The sequence below is a fragment of the Luteimonas sp. 8-5 genome (assembly GCF_029763755.1).
In the GTDB taxonomy this organism is placed as follows: Bacteria; Pseudomonadota; Gammaproteobacteria; order Xanthomonadales; family Xanthomonadaceae; genus Cognatiluteimonas.
Map to the genome: position 1 here is coordinate 1 of NZ_JARUVM010000032.1, position 17,174 is coordinate 17,174.

The window sequence follows — 17,174 nt, forward strand, 5'->3', positions numbered from 1 at the left end:
CGCCGCCGCGACGCCGCGGCACTCGACGCCGTGGCCGCAGCCGTCATCGTCGAGCGCTGGCTGGCCGCACCCGACGACGCCATTCCCCTCCACGACCTCCCGACAAGATGACCGCACAGATCGACGCCGATGGGCGATTGCGCCACCTGCTTACGCTCGAGGGCCTGCCGCGCGCGGTCCTGGAACGCCTGCTCGATCGCGCCGAGGCGCTGCACCCGCATGCGCATGGCGGCGCCGCGGTACGCGACCGCCTGGCCGGGCGCGCGGTGTGCACGCTGTTCTTCGAACCCTCGACGCGCACGCGCTCCAGCTTCCAGCTGGCGGCGGCGCGGCTGGGTGCCGATACGCTGAACTTCGATGCGTCCACGTCGTCCACGCGCAAGGGCGAGACCGCGGCCGACACGCTGCGCACGCTCGAGGCCATGGGCGTGCACGGATTCATCGTGCGCCACCACGAGGCCGGCGCGGTCGACGCCCTGGCCGAGGTGGCCGGTGCCGGCACCTGCCTGGTGAACGCCGGCGACGGCAGCCGCGCCCATCCCACCCAGGGCCTGCTCGACATGCTGACCATGCGCCAGGCCAAGGGCGCGGACTTCAGCGGCCTGAAGGTGCTGGTGGTCGGCGACGTCAGGCACTCCCGCGTCGCGCGCTCGGACCTGCACGCACTGCGTACGTTGGGCACGGGGGAGATCCGTGTGTGCGGCCCGAAGAGCTTGCTCCCCGACGACGCCGAACTGGCCGGCTGCACCGTCACCGGCGACTTCGATGCCGCACTGGAAGGCGTCGACGTGGTGATGATGCTGCGCCTGCAGCGCGAGCGCATGGTCGACGGACTGATCACCTCGATCGAGGACTACCACCGCGACTACGGCCTGACCGAACAACGCCTTCGCCAGGCCGCCGCCGACGCGATCGTGATGCACCCTGGGCCGATGAACCGCGGCATCGAGATCGACGCCGAGGTCGCCGACGGCGCGCAGTCGCGGATCCTGGTGCAGGTGGGCAACGGCGTGGCCATGCGCATGGCCGTGCTCGAAGAGTTGCTAGCGCAATAGCACCAGCGTCGCCAGCCCGAGGAAGCTGAGGAAGCCGATCACGTCGGTGACGGTGGTCAGGATCACGCCGCCGGCCAGTGCCGGGTCGTAGCCCATGCGCTTGAGCGTGAGCGGCACCAGCACGCCGGCCAGCGCGGAGGCGCACAGGTTGATGGTGAGCGCGGCGCCGATCACCAGCGAGAGCTGCCAGTTGTGGAACCACAGCAGCGCCACCAGGCCGACCAGGCTGCCCAGCATCAGCCCGTTGAGCAGGGCGACGCGGATTTCCTTCCACAGCAGCACTTTCGCGTTGCTCGCGCCGACCTGGCCGAGCGCCAGGCCGCGCACCATCAGCGCCAGCACCTGGGTGCCGGCGTTGCCGCCCATGCCGGCCACGATCGGCATCAGCACCGCCAGCGCGACCACGCGTTCCAGCGTGCCCTCGAACTGGCCGACCACGGCCGAGGCGAGGAACGCGGTGATCAGGTTCAGGCCCAGCCACAGCATGCGGCCACGCACCGCGCGCCGAACCGGGCTGAACAGGTCCTCGTCCTCGTCCAGGCCGGCGGCGCCGAGTGCCTGGTGCTCGGCCTGCTCGCGGATGATGTCGACCACGTCGTCGACGGTGATGCGGCCGAGCAGGATGTTGTTGTCGTCCACAACCGGGGCGGAGATCCAGTCGTGGTCGGAGAACTGGCGCGCGACTTCCTCGGCCGACTCGCCGACGTCGATCGCCGGCTGCTCGTCGTCGAGCAGCGAGTTGATCGGGGTATAGGCCTCGTGCGTGAGCAGCGCCTGCAGCGCGATCCGGCCGAGGTACTGGTGGCGGCGGCTGACCACGTAGAGGTGGTCGGTGTGGTCGGGCAGTTCGCCGCGCAGGCGCAGGTAGCGCAGCACCACGTCGACGGTGGTGTCGGTGCGCACCGTGACCACGTCCGGGTTCATCAGGCGGCCGGCGGTGTCCTCCGGATAGGACAGCACCTGCTCGAGGCGTTCGCGGTTCTCGCGCGCCATCGACTTCAGCACCTCGTCGATGACCGTGCCCGGCAGGTCCTCGACGAGGTCGGCGAGGTCGTCGATGTCGAGGTCCTCGACCGCGGCCACGATCTCGTCCGGATCCATGTCCGCGATCAGGCCCTCGCGGACCTCGTCGCCGACGTGCAGCAACACCTCGCCGTCGTCCTCGGCATCGACCAGGCCCCAGACGACCGTGCGCTGGCCCGGCGGCAGGGATTCGAGGAGGTTGCCGATCTCCGCCGGCGACAAGGTGTTGACCAGGCGCTTGACCGGACCCAGGCGCCCGCTGTCGAGCGCGTCTGAGAGCAGACGCAGCTGGCGCGCGGTCTTGTCGTGGCGGACGGCTTCGGCCATTGCGGCTTCCGGCGGGTGGCGGGCACCCGGCGCGTCGCGACAGGTACCGAGGTCAGGCGTTCATAGTCGGCACATTATCCCCGCACCGGCGGGACTTTCCCACCCCCGAGCCAGGCTTCGATCCCGGCGCGGGTGCGCGCGCGCATCAGCGACGGCAGCCGCGCCCGCAGCGCGCCAAGGTCGCAGCCGCGGATGGCGCGGCGCACTTCGAGCAGCGTGCCCGGGTGCATGCTCAGCTCCTCGATGCCCAGTGCCAGCAGCAGCGGCACGAACAGGGCGTCGCCGGCCATCTCGCCGCAGACCGAGGCCGGCTTGCCGCGGGCGCGGGCGGTGCGCGCGACCTGGTACAGCAGCCGCAACACCGCCGGGTGCAGCGGCGAATACATCGTCGCCAGCGCGTCGTTGTTGCGGTCCACCGCGAGCAGGTACTGGACCAGGTCGTTGGTGCCCAGCGAGACGAAGTCGAGCAGGTCGATGAACGAGGGCAGGGCGATCGCCGCGGCCGGTACCTCGATCATCGCCCCGACCGGGATGCGGTCGGCGACTTCCTGCCCCTGCGCGCGCAGGTCGGCGAAGACCGCGTCGAGCCGGGCGCGGACATCCAGCAGCTCCTCGCGTGCGGCGACCATCGGAACAAGCAGGCGCACCGGGCCGTAGCCCGAGGCGCGTGCGATCGCGCGCAGCTGGCTGTCGAACAGCGCGGGGCGGGCCAGGGACAGGCGCACGCCGCGCAGCCCCATCGCCGGGTTGGGCTCGTTCTCGAGCACCAGGCCGGTGCGGTCGGCCTTGTCCGCGCCGACATCCAGGGTACGGATGGTCACGGTGCGCCCGGTCATGCCCAGCACCACGTCGCGATAGGTGCGGAACTGCTCCTCCTCGTCGGGCAACTCGCGGCTGCCCAGGAACAGGAACTCGGTGCGGTACAGGCCCACGCCGGCGGCGCCGAGCGCGTGCGCCTCGGCCACGTCCTTGCGCGACTCGGCGTTGGCCCAGAGCTTGATGTCGACGCCGTCGAGGGTGCGCGAGGGCTCGCGTCGCAGGCGCCGGAGCTCCTTGCGCTCGCGCGCCTGTTCCCGTAGCCGCGCGCGGTGTTCGCGCAGGTCGGCGGGACCGGGTTCGACCACGACCCGACCGTCGCCGCCGTCGACGGCGAGCACGTCGCCGTCGTTGATCTTCTGCAGCGCCCCGGTGGCGCCGACCACCAGCGGCAGGTGCAGGCTGCGCGCCAGGATCGCGGTGTGCGACAGCGGGTTGCCGGCGGTGGTGACGATCGCCATCACCCCCTGGCCTTGCAGTTGCGCCAGTTCCGCCGGTGCCACGTTGTCGGTCACCAGGATTTCGCCGGCGACGCCGGCCACGTCGGGGCCGGCGCCGAGGTCGCGGTGTAGCGCCGCGTGGATGCGGTTGATGACCTGGTCGATGTCGTCGATGCGACTGCGCAGGTAATCGTCGTCCATGCCCTCGAACACCGCGGCCAGGCGGTCGCGCTGCAGGCGCAGGGCGTAGTCGGCCGAATACCTGCCGTCGCGGATCAGGTCGTCCAGGCCGTGCAGCAGCTCCGGGTCGTCGAGCAGCAGTGCGTGCAGGTCGAGGAATTCGCCGACCTCCTGCGCCAGCGCGCCATGCAGGCGCGCGCGCAGGCCGTGCATCTCGGCGCGGACGATGCGGATCGCATCGTGCAGGCGTTCGAGTTCGGCATCGACGTCGTCGATCCTTTCCTCGGCGACCTCGAGCACGTGCGGCAGGCGTACCCTGGCCCGCCCCAGCGCGCTGCCGCGGGAGGCACCCTGGCCGGGCAACTCCCGCCGCATCAGCCCTCCTCGTCGAACAGCCGCGCGAAAAGCCCGGCGATGGCGTCGGCGGCGGCCGCTTCGTCCTCGCCCTCCACCCGCAACAGCACCGGCGTGCCCTGGCCGGCCGCCAGCAGCATCACGCCCATGATGCTCTTGGCATTGACCTCCCGGCCCTTGGCCGACAGGGTGGCGTTGCTGCGATAGGCCGACAGCACCTGCACCAGCTTCGCGGTGGCGCGCGCGTGCAGTCCGAGCCGGTTGGCAACCAGCAGTTCGCGTTCGATCACGGGCGTGGAACCTCGTCGAGCATCCTTTTCATCCTTTCCACTTCAGGCGTCGTCGTGGACGACACCGTTGCGCGCGCCCGCGGCAGCCACCGCGGGCAGTTCGTCGAGGCCGAGCTCGGCGTAGTTCATCACCCGAAGCAGCATCGGCAGGCTTGCGGCCGACACCCGCCGCACGGGCGTCCCCAACCGGGCCAGGCGCGCGGCGACGTTGCTGGGCGTGGCGCCGTACAGGTCGGTGAGCACCAGTACGCCGTCGCCGTCGTCCACCCGCCGCAGTGCGGCGCTGGCCGCCGGCAGGACCGCATCGGGATCGTCGTCGTAGGCGACCTCGAAGGCCTCGGTCTTCAACGGCAGCTTCGGCAACAGCTTCGTCGCCACCCCGATCAGGGCGGTACCGATTCCCTTGTGGGTCACGAGCAGGACGCCGACGGCCATGCTTCAAGTTACCACGAGGCGCACCGGCAGCGCCGCGCCATGTTTGGTCAATCCAGTTCCCGGTGGTGCACGGCCACTTCGTCCCAGCCCTGTTCCCGGCAATGTTCCGCCAGCGTTTCGGCCAGGTAGACCGAGCGATGGCGCCCGCCGGTGCAGCCGAAGGCGATGGTCGCGTAGCTGCGGGTATCCGAACGCAGTTTCGGCAGCCACTCGTCGAGGAACCGGGTCAGGTCGGCGACGTAGGCGCGTACTTCGGGCTGCTCTTCGAGGTACCGGGCGACGGCCTGGTCGCGCCCGGACAGCGGCCGCAGCTCCGGGTTCCAGTGCGGGTTGGGCAGCACCCGCGCGTCGAACACGAAGTCGGCCACCGGCGGCACGCCGCGGCGATAGGCAAAGGATTCGAACAGCAGCGACAGGTTGGCGTCGCTGCCCAGGCCGAACTCGGTGATCACCTGGCGGCGCAGCTGGTGGACGTTGAGGCCGGTGGTGTCGATCACGGTGTCGGCGATCTGGCGCAGCGGCTTGAGCACCTGCCGTTCCAGCGAGATGGCATCGGCCAGGCCCAGCCCGAGGTGGCTGAGGGGGTGGCGGCGGCGGGTGTCGGCGTAGCGCCGCAGCAGCACCATGTCCTCGGTGTCGAAGAACACCAGGCGTGGATCCAGCCCCATCGTCCCGACGGTGGACAGCCATTCGGGAATGTTCGACAGGTCGCTGTGGCGGTTGCGCACGTCGATGCCGACCGCGAGCTTCTGCGGCGCGCCGTCGCCGTTGGCCACGCTGCGGACGAAGTCGGGCAGCAGGTCGGCGGGCAGGTTGTCGACGCAATAGAAGCCCAGGTCCTCGAGGGTCTTCAGGGCCACCGACTTGCCCGACCCGGACATGCCGCTGACCACGATCAGCATGGGCGAAGGATTGGCGTTCACGAGGATCGCTCGAGGAAGTGGCTGTGGCGGGCCATGAACGCCGCGGCGGGGTCGACGCCTTTCGCCCGCAGGATGTGCACGCGTGCCGCCGCTTCGGTCAGGACTGCCAGGTTGCGGCCTGCCATCACCGGCAGGGTGATGGTCGGCACGTCCAGGTCCAGGACCCGGCGCGAGCCGCCTTCGCCGGTCAGCCGTTCCAGGCCGTCGGTGCTGGCCTGCGCCACGTCCGCGACCGGCTTGCTCAGGTGCACGATCAGGCGCAGGTACTTGTTCCGCTTGACCGCGGTGTCGCCGAACATGTCGCGCACGTTGAGCACGCCCAGGCCGCGCACCTCGAGCAGGTCCTGCAGCAGTTCCGGGCAGGTGCCGTCGAGCACGTCCGGTGCGATCTGGGTGAACTCGGGCGCGTCGTCGGCCACGAGGCGATGGCCGCGCGTCACCAGTTCCAGCGCGAGCTCGCTCTTGCCCAGGCCGGATTCGCCGGTGATCAGCACGCCGATCGAATAGATCTCCATGAACACCCCGTGCAGCGTGACCCGCGGCGCGAGCATCCGCGCCAGGTGGTACTGCAGGTGGTTGAGCAGTTCATGGCCGCGCTTGGGCGAGGTCCACAGCGGGGTCGCGGTTTCCTCCGCGGCCAGGCGCAGGTCCTCCGGGCAGGACTGGTCCTTGCTGATGACCAGCGCCAGCGGGGTGAAATGCATGATCTTCTGGATCGTTTCCCAGCGCAGCCGCGAATCCAGGCTGTCGAGCCAGGACAGTTCCTCGGTGCCGAGTATCTGCACCTTGTTCGGGTAGATGGCGTTGAGGTAGCCGGCCAGCGACGGGCGACGGGCGAGCGTGTCGCCGGTTTCCAGCCGCCGCGACGCGCCCCCCAGCCCGGCGGTCCAGCGCAGTTCGAGGCGTTCGCGCTGCTGTTCGAACAGTTCGTTCGCGGTGATCGCGTCGTTCATGCCGCCTCGTCGCGCAGGAGCAGGGAACGCAGTGCGTCGGGTCCTGGCGCCGCACGCAGCGCGTCGCGGTTGCCGGGCACGGCGAAGTACTCGGCCAGCTCGGACAGCAGCTGCAGGTGTTGCTGGGTGAAATGTTCCGGCACCGCCATGGCGAACACCAGGTCCACGGGCTGGCCGTCGCCGGCCTGGAAGTCCACCGGCTGCCGCAGCCGCAGGAAGGCGGCGCGGGCCTTCGTGGTTGTGCTGCAGCGGCCGTGCGGGATCGCCACGCCGTGGCCGATCGCGGTGCTGCCCAGCCGTTCGCGCTGGTGCAGGGCTCCCGCGATGGACGCCTCGAGCGCGGGGGCGCCGCCGGCCATCAGGCGTGCGGCGGCGTCCAGTACCTGGTCGCGGTCCAGTGGCCCGTCGAGCAGCGCGATGCGGTCCGGTCCGAGCAGGGAATGCAGGGGCATGCGGGTCGGGCCGGTGCGCGGATCAGGCGAAGTCGCCGCTGCGCGCGGCGCTCTCGGCGCGGCGCACGGTGTCGACCTGCTTTTCCTTGTGCTTGACCAGCAGGCGGTCGAGCTTGTCGGCGAGCAGGTCGATCGCGGCATAGACATCCACGCCATTGGTCTGGGCATGCAGGGTGTGGCCGGTGAAGTTGACCGTCGCCTCTGCGCGCTGCTCGGTCTTGACCACGCTGAGCAGCGTGCGCACGTCCAGGGGTTGTTCGAAATGGCGTCCCAGCCGCGCGAACTTCGACTCGACGTAATCGCGGATGGCGGGGGTGACTTCGATCTGCTGCCCGTGGGTTTCAATGCGCATCTCTATCTCCTTGGTCCGTCTCGACTGTCGGGACACCAGCATCGCCCGGAACTGCGGCGAAACTGTGAAGACAAGGTTAAACGAAGCGGCGCCGGTCCTGCGAGGAGGGAATGTTCATCGCCTCGCGGTACTTGGCCACGGTGCGGCGGGCGACCGGGACGCCGTTGCCTTCCAGGGTCCGGGCCAGGCTCGCGTCGGACAGGGGCTTGCGCGGGTCCTCGGCGGCGATCAGGCGCCGGATCATGGACTGGATGGCGGTACTGGACGCCTCGCCCCCGCCGCCGGTGTCGATGCCCGAGGCGAAGAACGCGCGCAGGGGCAGGGTGCCGCGCGGGGTGCGCACGTACTTGCGCGACACCGCCCGTGAAATGGTGGATTCGTGCAGGTCCAGTTCCGCGGCCACCTCGCGCAGGGTCAGCGGGCGAAGGGCCTGATCGCCGAACTCGAGGAAGCCCGACTGCTGGCGGACCAGGCATTCGACTACCCGCAGCAGCGTCTCGCCGCGGGCCTGCAGGTTGCGCAGCAGCCAGCGCGCTTCCTGCAGGTGTCCGCGCAGGTAGGCGGCGTCGGCGCCGGTGGCGGCGCCGATCATCGCCTCGTAGCCGCGATGGATCGTGAGCCGCGTGCCCTGGCCGGCCAGGGCCACCCGCCACACGCCGTGCTGGCGCCAGATGGTGCAGTCCGGGGTGACGTAGGCCTCGGCCGCGATGGCGCCGATGCCGCCACCCGGGCGCGGATCCAGGGTGCGCAGCAACGCCAGCGCTTCTTCCACCGCGGCTGGCGGGCAGCGCAGTTCCGTCGCCAGCGCTTCCACCCCGGCCTTCTGCAGGCGTTCCATCAGGCCGCCGGCGATGCGCAGGGCCAGGGCCTTGCCCGGCGTGGCGTCGTCGAGCAACGCAAGCTGCAGCGCCAGGCACTCGCCCAGGTCGCGCGCGCCGACGCCCGGCGGGTCCATGCGCTGGACCTGGTGCAGCACCGCCTGGATCTCCTCCGCGGTCGCCTGCACTTCGGGCAGCAACGCCTGCGCGATCGATTCCAGCGGCTCGCGCAGGTAGCCGTCGTCGTCAATGGCGTCGACCAGGGCAACGCCGATCAGGCGGTCGCGCGGCGACAGGTGCGACAGGTGCAGCTGCCACAGCAGGTGGTCGTGGAGGGTCTCGGGTTCGGCCACGCGTTCGGCCGGGTTGTCGTCGCCGCCCTGCACGCCCGTACCCGACCACCCTTCGTCGCGTCCGCCCCAGCCTTCGTCCACGACGGCGTCGGCTGCAACGCTGTCGGCCGCCGTTGCTTCGTCGCTGGCCGGCGACGGTTCGCCGGCGTCGCCGCGGTCGCCGGGCTCGGCCCAGTCGAGCAGGGGATTGGATTCGACGGCAGCGGCCAGCTCCTGCTCGATCTCCACGGCCGACAGCTGCAGCAGGTGGATCGCCTGGCGCAGCTGGGGCGTGAGCACCAGTTGCTGTCCGAGCGATGTCTGCAGTCTCGGCTTCATGGCCTAGAGCCGGAACGATTCGCCCAGGTAGACCCGGCGCACGTCGGGGTTGGCGAGCAATGCGTCGGGGGCGCCCTGGGCGAGGACGCCGCCATCGCTGAGGATGTAGGCGCGATCGCAGATGCCGAGGGTCTCGCGCACGTTGTGGTCGGTGATCAGCACGCCGATGCCGCGGTTCTTGAGGTGGCGCACGATGCGCTGGATCTCGCCCACGGAAATCGGGTCGACGCCGGCGAAGGGTTCGTCGAGCAGCATCAGCCTCGGCCTGGCAGCGAGCGCGCGCGCGATTTCCACGCGGCGGCGCTCGCCGCCGGAGAGGCTGGCGCCGTGCTGGTCGGCCACGTGCGATACCTGCAGCTCCTCCATCAGCGACTCGAGCTCCTGCTCGCGGCCCGGCCCGTCGAGGTCGTCGCGCAACTCCAGCACCAGCCGGATGTTGTCGGCGACGCTGAGCTTGCGGAACACGGAAGGTTCCTGCGGCAGGTAGCCAACGCCGAGCTTGGCCCGGACATACATCGGTTCGCCGGTGATCTCGTTGCCGTCGAGCACGATGCGGCCGGCATCGGCCGGTACCAGGCCGACGATCATGTAGAAGCAGGTGGTCTTGCCGGCGCCGTTGGGGCCGAGCAGGCCGACGACTTCGCCGGCATCGAGGGTCAGGCCGAAATCGCGCACTACCTCGCGCGACCGGTAGCGCTTGCGCAGCCCTTCGGCGACGAGCATCTAGGTGCCATCCCCGTCGCTGTTGCGCGGCAGGATCCGCATCTTCACCCGTCCGCTGCCTTCGCCACCGCTTTCGACGCTGCCGGTCTGCAGGTTGTAGACCACGCGGCCGCCGCTCATGCTGCCGCGCGGCTGCTCGATGCTGACGTTGCCAGTGAACACCACGATCTCGGTCTTGAGGTTGTAGTCGATGTTATCGGCGCGCGCCTTCATCGGCGTGCCGTCGTCCATCTCCTGGCTCATCACCACCGGGCCGCCGCTGAACACCGCGCGCACGACTTCGCCGCCTGACATCGTCAGGCGCGCGGTCTGCGACTCGATGTCCAGCGTGCCCTGGGTGATGTGCACGCCACCGGACAGGATGTTGACCGAGTCGCTGCTGAAAACGCCCGACTGGCTGCCGGCTTCGATGTCCAGCGGCTTGTTGCGATCCGAGGAGCGGCCCATGGCCACGGCCACCGGCAGCAGTACGCAGGCCAGCGCAAGCGCCCGCGGCAACGCGTGGCGTCGCGGGGCTGGTTTGCGGTGGCGGGCGTGGTCAGGGGACATAGCGGGAGCGTACCTGCGACTTGAGTTCATAGCGCTTGCTGGCCAGGTTGGATTCCAGGCCGACGCCCCGGAGTATAGAACCGGGTTGGGTGATGGTCACTGCGCCAGCGGCGGTCGCCAGGTCGCGGTCGGGGTAGATGTTCAGTTGCGCGGTGTTCATTTCCACCGCGCGCTGTTCCGGCGGGCCCGTGACGGTGACGTCGCCGAGCAGGCGCAGCTCCTTGCCGTCGGCCGCAACCCAGCCGCTGCGCGCGGTGACGCTCCAGTAACGGCCTTCGCTGTCGGGCAGCAGGAACACCGGCGACTGCATTTCCATGTTGCCCTGGTCGGGGTTGCGTGCCACCAGCGGTGCGCGCAGCGTGAACGATTCCTTGCCGTCGTCGTCCAGCGCGACCAGCTCCAGGTCGTGCAGCAGGTAGTCGGGGCGGCCGCCGATGCTTTCGGTCGCGACCTGCGGCGCGCGGTGGCGCCACACCGACCAGCCGGTCAGGATGGCGGCGACGAGCAGGACGATCGTGAGCGTGGTGCGCCAGCTCATGCGCGCACGCTCAAGGGAGCAAAGCCGCGAGCCGGCCCTGTGCGGCAAGCACGAGGTCGCAGAATTCGCGCGCAGCGCCTTCGCCGCCGCGCGACAGGCTGTGCCAGTGCGCATGCTGCAGGGCCCAGGGATGCGCGTCGCCCGGTGCCGCGGCGAAGCCGGCTTCGCGCATCACCGCAACGTCGGCGAGGTCGTCGCCCATGAAGGCGACCTCTTCCATCCCGACGCCATGTTGCAGGGCGAGCTTGCGCACGAAGGCGAGCTTGTCGCCGACGCGATCGTGGGATTCCGCGCCGAGGTCGGTCGCGCGGCGTGCCGCCGCGTCGCCGGGGCGCGCGGTGACGAACGCGACCGCGATGCCGGCCTTGCGCAGCAGCGTCAGGCCCTGGCCGTCGCGCACGTGGAACGCCTTGTATTCGCGGCCGTCGCCGTCGTCCAGCACCAGGCGGCCGTCGGTCAGCGTGCCGTCGACGTCGAAACAGGCCAGGCGCACGCGGGCTGCCCGGGCAAGGACGTCGGCGGGGCAGGCGGCGGCCGGATCGAATGCCATCAGACCACGCGCGCCCGCAGCAGGTCGTGGATGTTCAGCGCGCCGACCACGCAGCCGTCGCCGTCCACCACCATCAGCGCGTTGATCTTGTGGTCTTCCATCATCCGTGCCGCTTCCACCGCCAGCGCGTCGCTGCCGATCGACTTGGGCGTGCGCGTCATCACCGCGTCGATGCGCGTGTTGCGCAGGTCGATGGCGGCGTCGTCCAGCGAGCGGCGCAGGTCGCCGTCGGTGTACAGGCCGATCAGGCGGTTGTCGTCGTCGACCACGGCGGTCAGGCCCAGGTGCTTGCGGCTCATCTCCAGCAGCGCTTCGCTGAGCGAGGCTTCGGCGCGCACGCGCGGGATCTCGTCGCCGCTGTGCATCACGTCGGTGATGTGCAGCAGCAGGCGGCGGCCGAGGCTGCCGGCCGGATGGGAGCGGGCGAAGTCGTCGGCGGTGAAGCCGCGCGCCTCGAGCAGGGCCACCGCGAGCGCGTCGCCGAGCGCAAGCGCGGCCGTGGTGCTGGCGGTCGGGGCGAGGTCGAGCGGGCAGGCTTCTGCCGGCACGCTGACGTCGAGATGGATGTCGGCGGTGGTGGCCAGGGTCGATTCCGGGCGTCCGGTCATCGCCACCACGGCATTGCCCTGGCGCTTGAGCACCGGCAGCAGCATCAGCAGCTCGTCGGTCTCGCCGGAGTTGGACAGGGCCAGGACCACGTCCGCATCGGTGATCATCCCCAGGTCGCCATGGCCGGCTTCGCCCGGGTGCACGTAGAAGGCCGGGGTGCCGGTGGAGGCGAAGGTCGCGGCGATCTTGCGCGCCACGTGCCCGGACTTGCCCATCCCGATGCAGACCACGCGGCCCTGGCAAGCCAGCAGGACTTCGCAGGCGCGGGTGAACTCGCCGTCGATGCGGGCGCCGATCGCCTCCAGGCCACGGGTCTCGATCTCGAGGACGCGGCGGCCGCTGGCGGCGAAGTCGAACTGTGCTTGCTGGTTGGCCGCTGCAGGCATCGGGCGGGCGGGCTTCGGATAGACTGGAAGCCCGATTTTACGCGACTTTGAGTGGCCAGCCCGATGAACCCCGAAAGCATTCAGCAAATGATCGAACAAGGCCTCCCGGGGGCCCGCGCCGAGGTCCGGGGCGACGACGGGGTGCACTTCGAGGCCACCGTGGTCAGCGAGGCCTTCCGCGGCAAGCTGCCGCTGGCCCGGCACCGCCTGGTCTACGCGACCCTGGGCGAGCGCATGGGCGGCGAGATCCACGCCCTGGCCCTGAAGACCCTGACCCCCGAAGAGATCGCCTCCAGGGACCAGGGCGCCTGAGCATGCAGAAGATCGTGGTGGAGGGTGGCCGGCCGCTGCGCGGCGAGGTCCGCATTTCCGGCGCCAAGAACGCGGTGCTGCCGATCCTGTGCGCGGGGTTGCTCGCCGACGGGCCGCTGATGGTGCGCAACGTGCCCAACCTGCACGACGTCAAGACGACGCTGCGCCTGCTTGCCGACCTCGGGGCCGGCATCCATCTGGACGACAGCTTCGACATCCGCATCGATCCGCGCAGCGTGCGCAGCCATGTCGCGCCCTACGAACTGGTCAAGACCATGCGTGCGTCGGTGCTGGTGCTGGGGCCGCTGCTGGCCAGGCACGGGGCCGCCGAAGTGTCGCTGCCCGGCGGTTGCGCGATCGGTTCGCGACCGGTCGACCAGCACATCAAGGGCATGCAGGCGCTGGGCGCCGAAGTCAGCGTCGAGCACGGTTTCATCAAGGCGCGGGCCAAGCGGCTGAAGGGCGCGCGCGTGGTGTTCGACATGGTCAGCGTCGGCGCCACCGAGAACGTATTGATGGCCGCGACCCTGGCCGAAGGGCGCACGGTGCTGGAGAACGCGGCGATGGAGCCTGAAATCGTCGACCTGGCGCAGTGCCTGGTCGCGATGGGCGCGCGCATCGAGGGTGCCGGCAGCGGACGGATCGTGGTCGAAGGCGTGGAGCGCCTGCATGGCGGCGAACACGCGGTGGTTGCCGACCGCATCGAGTGCGGCACGTTCCTGGTCGCGGCGGCGATGACCGGCGGCGCGATAACGGCGACCCATTCGCGTCCCGACACCATGGACGCGGTGCTAGACAAGCTGCGCGAGGCCGGCGCCGAGCTGGATTGCGACGGCGACCGGATTTCGCTGGACATGCACGGCCGCAGGCCGCGCGCGGTGAACATCGCGACTGCGCCGCACCCGGGTGTCCCCACCGACATGCAGGCGCAGTTCATGGCGCTGGACTGCATCGCCGACGGTGTCGGCGTGGTCAGCGAGACGATCTTCGAGAACCGTTTCATGCACGTGCAGGAACTGCTGCGCCTGGGCGCCGACATCCGCGTCGAGGGACACACCGCGATCGTTCGCGGCGTCGAGGCGCTCAGCGGCGCGCCGGTGATGGCCACCGACCTGCGCGCGTCGGCGTCCCTGGTGCTGGCGGGGCTGGTCGCAGGCGGGGACACCACCCTCGACCGCATCTACCACCTGGATCGCGGCTACGAGAACATCGAGGCGAAGCTGTCGGGGCTGGGCGCGTGCATTCGCCGCATCGACTGACTAGCGGATCGACTTCAGCCTCAGGTCCATCGCATCCTCGCCATCCTCGCGCTGCAGGATGCGCGCGGGGACCGGCAGGCCTTCGACCACCCAGACGATCTGTTCCTTGTCGCCCGCGCGGCGCGACACCTTCGTCGCCTTGCGCTCGGCGCCGCCGACCTGCACGGTTTCGGTGCCGGTGACCTTGTATTCGAGGTTGCGCGCGCGTCCGTTGTCGACCATGCGGTAGTGCAGCGGCTTGCCGGCCGCCAGGTCGCGCGGGATCGCCAGGTTCACCAGCATCGCGTCGAGGTCGCCGTCGCGCAGCGCCACCGGGCCGGCGCGCTCGGGTTTGACGTCGCCGCTCCAGCGGGCCTCGCGCTTGTCCCAGTCGTAGCTGGCGGTGCGCTTGTTCTTCTTGATCAGCAGGCTGCTGGAATCGTTGTTGGACAGCGGACGCCATTGCCCGCCATTGGCCTCGAACGTCGTGTCCTGGCTCAGCGTGGCCACCGCGCTGCCGATCTCCAGGCTGTAGCGCCAGCGGTCGCCCTCAAGTGGCGCCAGGGTCATGGTCGCGGTGCCGCCCAGGCCCATGTAGCTGACCTCGTAGGTAGCGTTGAACGGCTTCAGCCCGGGCGCCTTGGCGGCGCTGGCAGTGCCTGCGCCGACGACCAGCGCCAGGGCGGTGGCGAACGGCAGGACGGACTTGCGTAGCGTGCGTGATGTCATGGCAGTCATGGCATCGAGCCTAATTGCAGCGGAGTAAACAATGGATGACCGTCGAGCAGCACGGTTGCGCCCCGTTCAGCGATGCGGCCTGCCGCCGCCAGGCGCACGCTGGCGACCAGCAGGGGGTGCTCCACTTCCAGCACGCGCGCTGCGAGGCTGGCGGCGTCGTCCCCGGGCAGTACCGGGATCCGCGCCTGGGCGACCACGGGGCCGCCATCCAGCTCGCCGGTGACGAAATGCACGCTGGCGCCGTGCTCGCGATCGCCGGCCTCGAGCGCGCGCGCGTGCGTGCGCAGGCCGGGCCAGGCGGGCAGCAGCGAGGGGTGGATGTTGAGCAGCCGCCCCTGGAAGCGGTCGATGAAGGCGTCGCCGAGGATGCGCATGTAGCCGGCGCACACCACCCAGTCCGGTTGCACGGCAGCCACGGCATCGGCCAGTTCGGCGTCGAACTCCGCGCGCTGCGCGTAGCCGCGGGCGTCGCGGCTCCAGCGCAGCGTCGGCGCCACGCGTTGCAGGGCGCGCGCCTGCGGACGATCGCTGAAGACGCCGGCGATGCCGGCGCCGAGACGACCGTCGGCGATGGCGTCGAGCAGGGCTTGCAGGTTGGTGCCGCGGCCGGAGGCGAGGACGGCGATGCGGCTGGTGGGGCGGGACTCGGGACTCGGGACTCGGGACTCGGGCACGGCCGTCAGGCGATGCGGACGCGTTCGTTGCCGGCGACGGCCGTGACCACCTGGCCGATGCGGCGATGGGCCAGGCCAAGGCCATCGAGTTCCGTTTCCAGCGCGCTGGCGCCGTCGGCGGCGGCGACCAGCACGAAGCCGATGCCGCAGTTGAAGGTGCGCCACATTTCCTCGCGCGGCACCGCGCCTTCGTGCTGCAGCCACTCGAAGACCGGCGGCAGCGCGATCGCCGAGGCCTCGATGTCCAGGCCCAGGCTTTCGGGCACGACGCGAATGATGTTCTCGGTCAGGCCGCCACCGGTGATGTGGGCCATGGCGTGGATCGTTCCGCCATTGGCGCCGCGCAGCAGGGCCAGCACAGGCTTCACGTACAGCGCGGTCGGCGCCATCAGCGCATCCACCAGTTTCACGCCGCCGACGTCGAGGTCGGCCGGGCGGCCGGCACGATCGTAGATGCGGCGGACCAGCGAGTAACCATTGGAGTGCGGCCCGCTGGAGGCGATGCCGATGAGCACGTCGCCGGCGCGCACCTTCTCGCCATCGAGCAACTGCGACTTTTCCACCGCACCGACGGTGAAACCGGCCAGGTCGTATTCGCCCGGCGGGTACATATCCGGCATTTCCGCGGTTTCGCCGCCGATCAATGCGCAGCCGGCCAGTTCGCAACCGCGTGCGATGCCGCCGACGACGGCCACCGTGGTGTCGACGTCGAGCTTGCCGGTGGCGAAGTAGTCGAGGAAGAACAGCGGTTCGGCGCCCTGCACCAGGACGTCGTTCACGCACATGCCGACCAGGTCGATGCCGATGGTGTCGTGGCGGCCGAGCTGCTGGGCCAGCTTGAGCTTGGTGCCGACGCCGTCGGTGCCGGAGACCAGCACCGGTTCGCGGTACTTGCCGGACAGGTCGAACAGCGCGCCGAACCCGCCCAGGCCGCCCATCACTTCCGGGCGGAAGCTGCGCCGGACCAGCGGCTTGATGCGCTGGACCACTTCGTTGCCCGCATCGATGTCGACGCCGGCATCGCGATAGGTGAGGGGAGTGGTCGCAGGAGGCTGGGGCGTGGTCACGGCTGGGTCGTCCCGGTCGAAACAGTGATTTTAACAGTGCCCACGGATGGACGCGCTGGCGCAGGTGCGGCACCATCGCCACTGGCTTTTCCTCCGGGAGCGACGATGCCCGCAACCAAGACATCCGGATGGACATCCGCAGGGCACGAGCTGCCCTGGCTGGCGCTCTTGCAGGCGTTCCTGCTGGCCGGCGTGCTGCTGGCCATGCCCCGGATCGCCGGTGCGCAGCGGGTGGAGGGCGACCGGGCCGCGGCCGAGGGCATCTACCAGGCCGAGGTCCAGGTGCGCAGCCAGGCCGCCGACGAGCGCGACCGCGGCTTTGCCCGGGCGCTGTCGCAGGTGCTGACCAAACTGTCCGGCGACCGCCGGGTGGCCGAGCGCCCGGGCATCGCCGGAGAGTTGCGCCGTGCCGGCGACAAGGTCGACAGCTACGACTATCGCCAGGACGAGGGCCGTTCGCCGACGACCGGCGCCCCGATCTACACCACCACGCTGATCGTGCGCTTCGACCCGGACAGGATCGACGACATCGCCGCCGCCCTCGGCGTGCCGGTGTGGCCGCAGCCGCGGCCCAAGCCGGTGCTGTGGCTGGCGATCGACGACGGCAGCGGCCCGCGCCTGGTCGACGTGGGCAGCGCCGAAGCGGCGCGTTCGGCCCTGGACCGCGCGCAGGACCGCGGCTTCCGCCTCGGCCTGCCGGG

General features: G+C 70.4%; 21 protein-coding genes. 4 read left to right on the top strand and 17 right to left on the bottom strand.

Features of this window, described 5'->3' with window-relative positions; genetic code table 11:
- The first annotated feature begins 107 nt into the window (after nt 1-107).
- The gene (locus QAA18_RS05360; protein ID WP_279411659.1) at nt 108-1,055 is read left to right on the top strand and encodes an aspartate carbamoyltransferase catalytic subunit; all 948 of its coding nucleotides are present in this window, start codon (nt 108-110) and stop codon (nt 1,053-1,055) included.
- Here the strand turns inward: QAA18_RS05360 and mgtE are convergent.
- The 14 genes from mgtE to QAA18_RS05430 all read right to left on the bottom strand — a co-directional run bounded on the left by mgtE (nt 1,044) and on the right by QAA18_RS05430 (nt 12,444).
- A complete protein-coding gene (gene mgtE / locus QAA18_RS05365) occupies nt 1,044-2,405 on the bottom strand; it encodes a magnesium transporter (RefSeq protein ID WP_279411660.1) in 1,362 nt (453 codons plus the stop codon). The two genes, QAA18_RS05360 and mgtE, sit on opposite strands and share 12 nt — an antisense overlap.
- A 74-nt stretch (nt 2,406-2,479) precedes the next feature.
- Nucleotides 2,480-4,216 carry a phosphoenolpyruvate--protein phosphotransferase gene (ptsP, locus tag QAA18_RS05370; protein ID WP_279411664.1) on the bottom strand — a complete coding sequence of 579 codons (1,737 nt, stop codon included), beginning with the start codon at nt 4,214-4,216 and terminating at the stop codon, nt 2,480-2,482.
- Complete coding sequence (locus tag QAA18_RS05375; protein ID WP_279411666.1) at nt 4,216-4,485, bottom strand: HPr family phosphocarrier protein; 270 nt, start codon at nt 4,483-4,485, stop codon at nt 4,216-4,218. Before QAA18_RS05375 ends, ptsP begins: the two co-directional genes overlap by 1 nt.
- A gap of 42 nt (nt 4,486-4,527) precedes the next feature.
- On the bottom strand, nt 4,528-4,920 hold the full coding sequence (locus tag QAA18_RS05380; protein WP_279411668.1) for a PTS sugar transporter subunit IIA: 393 nt from the start codon (nt 4,918-4,920) through the stop codon (nt 4,528-4,530).
- A gap of 47 nt (nt 4,921-4,967) precedes the next feature.
- Nucleotides 4,968-5,843 (bottom strand): RNase adapter RapZ, encoded by an 876-nt coding sequence (rapZ, locus tag QAA18_RS05385; protein ID WP_279411670.1) that lies wholly within the window; start codon nt 5,841-5,843, stop codon nt 4,968-4,970.
- Nucleotides 5,840-6,796, bottom strand: coding sequence for an HPr(Ser) kinase/phosphatase (gene hprK / locus QAA18_RS05390; RefSeq protein ID WP_279411672.1), 957 nt, complete (start codon nt 6,794-6,796; stop codon nt 5,840-5,842). Before hprK ends, rapZ begins: the two co-directional genes overlap by 4 nt.
- Nucleotides 6,793-7,248: a PTS sugar transporter subunit IIA gene (locus tag QAA18_RS05395; protein WP_279411673.1), complete on the bottom strand. Its 456-nt coding sequence runs from the start codon at nt 7,246-7,248 to the stop codon at nt 6,793-6,795. Before QAA18_RS05395 ends, hprK begins: the two co-directional genes overlap by 4 nt.
- A 22-nt stretch (nt 7,249-7,270) precedes the next feature.
- Entirely contained in the window at nt 7,271-7,600 is a 330-nt protein-coding gene (gene raiA / locus QAA18_RS05400; RefSeq protein WP_279411675.1) for a ribosome-associated translation inhibitor RaiA, read from the bottom strand.
- Between the two features lie 76 nt (nt 7,601-7,676).
- On the bottom strand, nt 7,677-9,089 hold the full coding sequence (locus QAA18_RS05405; protein ID WP_279411676.1) for an RNA polymerase factor sigma-54: 1,413 nt from the start codon (nt 9,087-9,089) through the stop codon (nt 7,677-7,679).
- A gap of 3 nt (nt 9,090-9,092) precedes the next feature.
- On the bottom strand, nt 9,093-9,812 hold the full coding sequence (lptB, locus tag QAA18_RS05410; protein WP_279411678.1) for an LPS export ABC transporter ATP-binding protein: 720 nt from the start codon (nt 9,810-9,812) through the stop codon (nt 9,093-9,095).
- Complete coding sequence (gene lptA / locus QAA18_RS05415) at nt 9,813-10,361, bottom strand: lipopolysaccharide transport periplasmic protein LptA (protein WP_279411680.1); 549 nt, start codon at nt 10,359-10,361, stop codon at nt 9,813-9,815.
- The gene (gene lptC, locus QAA18_RS05420; protein WP_279411682.1) at nt 10,351-10,899 is read right to left on the bottom strand and encodes an LPS export ABC transporter periplasmic protein LptC; all 549 of its coding nucleotides are present in this window, start codon (nt 10,897-10,899) and stop codon (nt 10,351-10,353) included. The genes lptA and lptC overlap by 11 nt, the downstream gene beginning before the upstream one ends.
- Before the next feature lie 10 nt (nt 10,900-10,909).
- On the bottom strand, nt 10,910-11,449 hold the full coding sequence (locus tag QAA18_RS05425; protein WP_279411684.1) for an HAD hydrolase family protein: 540 nt from the start codon (nt 11,447-11,449) through the stop codon (nt 10,910-10,912).
- Nucleotides 11,449-12,444 (bottom strand): KpsF/GutQ family sugar-phosphate isomerase, encoded by a 996-nt coding sequence (locus QAA18_RS05430; protein WP_279411686.1) that lies wholly within the window; start codon nt 12,442-12,444, stop codon nt 11,449-11,451. Before QAA18_RS05430 ends, QAA18_RS05425 begins: the two co-directional genes overlap by 1 nt.
- Nucleotides 12,445-12,507: 63 nt before the next feature.
- On the opposite strand from QAA18_RS05430, the gene QAA18_RS05435 reads away from it, so the two are divergent.
- Nucleotides 12,508-12,756 (top strand): BolA/IbaG family iron-sulfur metabolism protein, encoded by a 249-nt coding sequence (locus QAA18_RS05435; RefSeq protein WP_279411688.1) that lies wholly within the window; start codon nt 12,508-12,510, stop codon nt 12,754-12,756.
- Between the two features lie 2 nt (nt 12,757-12,758).
- Complete coding sequence (murA, locus tag QAA18_RS05440; protein ID WP_279411690.1) at nt 12,759-14,015, top strand: UDP-N-acetylglucosamine 1-carboxyvinyltransferase; 1,257 nt, start codon at nt 12,759-12,761, stop codon at nt 14,013-14,015.
- Here murA and QAA18_RS05445 read toward each other — a convergent pair whose 3' ends face one another.
- The 3 genes from QAA18_RS05445 to purM are packed head-to-tail and all read right to left on the bottom strand — an operon-like array spanning nt 14,016 to nt 16,473.
- On the bottom strand, nt 14,016-14,732 hold the full coding sequence (locus tag QAA18_RS05445) for a DUF3108 domain-containing protein (protein WP_279411691.1): 717 nt from the start codon (nt 14,730-14,732) through the stop codon (nt 14,016-14,018).
- Nucleotides 14,729-15,406, bottom strand: coding sequence for a phosphoribosylglycinamide formyltransferase (gene purN, locus QAA18_RS05450; RefSeq protein ID WP_279411692.1), 678 nt, complete (start codon nt 15,404-15,406; stop codon nt 14,729-14,731). Before purN ends, QAA18_RS05445 begins: the two co-directional genes overlap by 4 nt.
- Nucleotides 15,407-15,411: 5 nt before the next feature.
- Nucleotides 15,412-16,473, bottom strand: coding sequence for a phosphoribosylformylglycinamidine cyclo-ligase (purM, locus tag QAA18_RS05455; protein ID WP_279411694.1), 1,062 nt, complete (start codon nt 16,471-16,473; stop codon nt 15,412-15,414).
- Between the two features lie 204 nt (nt 16,474-16,677).
- Between purM and QAA18_RS05460 the strand changes: the two genes are divergently transcribed.
- A partial coding sequence (locus QAA18_RS05460; RefSeq protein WP_279411696.1) for a DUF2066 domain-containing protein occupies nt 16,678-17,174 on the top strand: 497 nt, incomplete at its 3' end.

Bases quoted from the DNA above. Each gene is read 5' to 3' on its own strand.
- lptA (WP_279411680.1), bottom strand. From the start codon at position 10,361: ATGTCCCCTGACCACGCCCGCCACCGCAAACCAGCCCCGCGACGCCAC.
- raiA (WP_279411675.1), bottom strand. From the start codon at position 7,600: ATGCGCATTGAAACCCACGGGCAGCAGATCGAAGTCACCCCCGCCATC.
- ptsP (WP_279411664.1), bottom strand. From the start codon at position 4,216: ATGCGGCGGGAGTTGCCCGGCCAGGGTGCCTCCCGCGGCAGCGCGCTG.
- lptC (WP_279411682.1), bottom strand. From the start codon at position 10,899: ATGAGCTGGCGCACCACGCTCACGATCGTCCTGCTCGTCGCCGCCATC.
- QAA18_RS05425 (WP_279411684.1), bottom strand. From the start codon at position 11,449: ATGGCATTCGATCCGGCCGCCGCCTGCCCCGCCGACGTCCTTGCCCGG.
- murA (WP_279411690.1), top strand. From the start codon at position 12,759: ATGCAGAAGATCGTGGTGGAGGGTGGCCGGCCGCTGCGCGGCGAGGTC.
- hprK (WP_279411672.1), bottom strand. From the start codon at position 6,796: ATGAACGACGCGATCACCGCGAACGAACTGTTCGAACAGCAGCGCGAA.
- QAA18_RS05435 (WP_279411688.1), top strand. From the start codon at position 12,508: ATGAACCCCGAAAGCATTCAGCAAATGATCGAACAAGGCCTCCCGGGG.
- QAA18_RS05380 (WP_279411668.1), bottom strand. From the start codon at position 4,920: ATGGCCGTCGGCGTCCTGCTCGTGACCCACAAGGGAATCGGTACCGCC.
- lptB (WP_279411678.1), bottom strand. From the start codon at position 9,812: ATGCTCGTCGCCGAAGGGCTGCGCAAGCGCTACCGGTCGCGCGAGGTA.
- QAA18_RS05430 (WP_279411686.1), bottom strand. From the start codon at position 12,444: ATGCCTGCAGCGGCCAACCAGCAAGCACAGTTCGACTTCGCCGCCAGC.
- QAA18_RS05360 (WP_279411659.1), top strand. From the start codon at position 108: ATGACCGCACAGATCGACGCCGATGGGCGATTGCGCCACCTGCTTACG.
- mgtE (WP_279411660.1), bottom strand. From the start codon at position 2,405: ATGGCCGAAGCCGTCCGCCACGACAAGACCGCGCGCCAGCTGCGTCTG.
- QAA18_RS05395 (WP_279411673.1), bottom strand. From the start codon at position 7,248: ATGCCCCTGCATTCCCTGCTCGGACCGGACCGCATCGCGCTGCTCGAC.
- QAA18_RS05445 (WP_279411691.1), bottom strand. From the start codon at position 14,732: ATGACTGCCATGACATCACGCACGCTACGCAAGTCCGTCCTGCCGTTC.
- QAA18_RS05405 (WP_279411676.1), bottom strand. From the start codon at position 9,089: ATGAAGCCGAGACTGCAGACATCGCTCGGACAGCAACTGGTGCTCACG.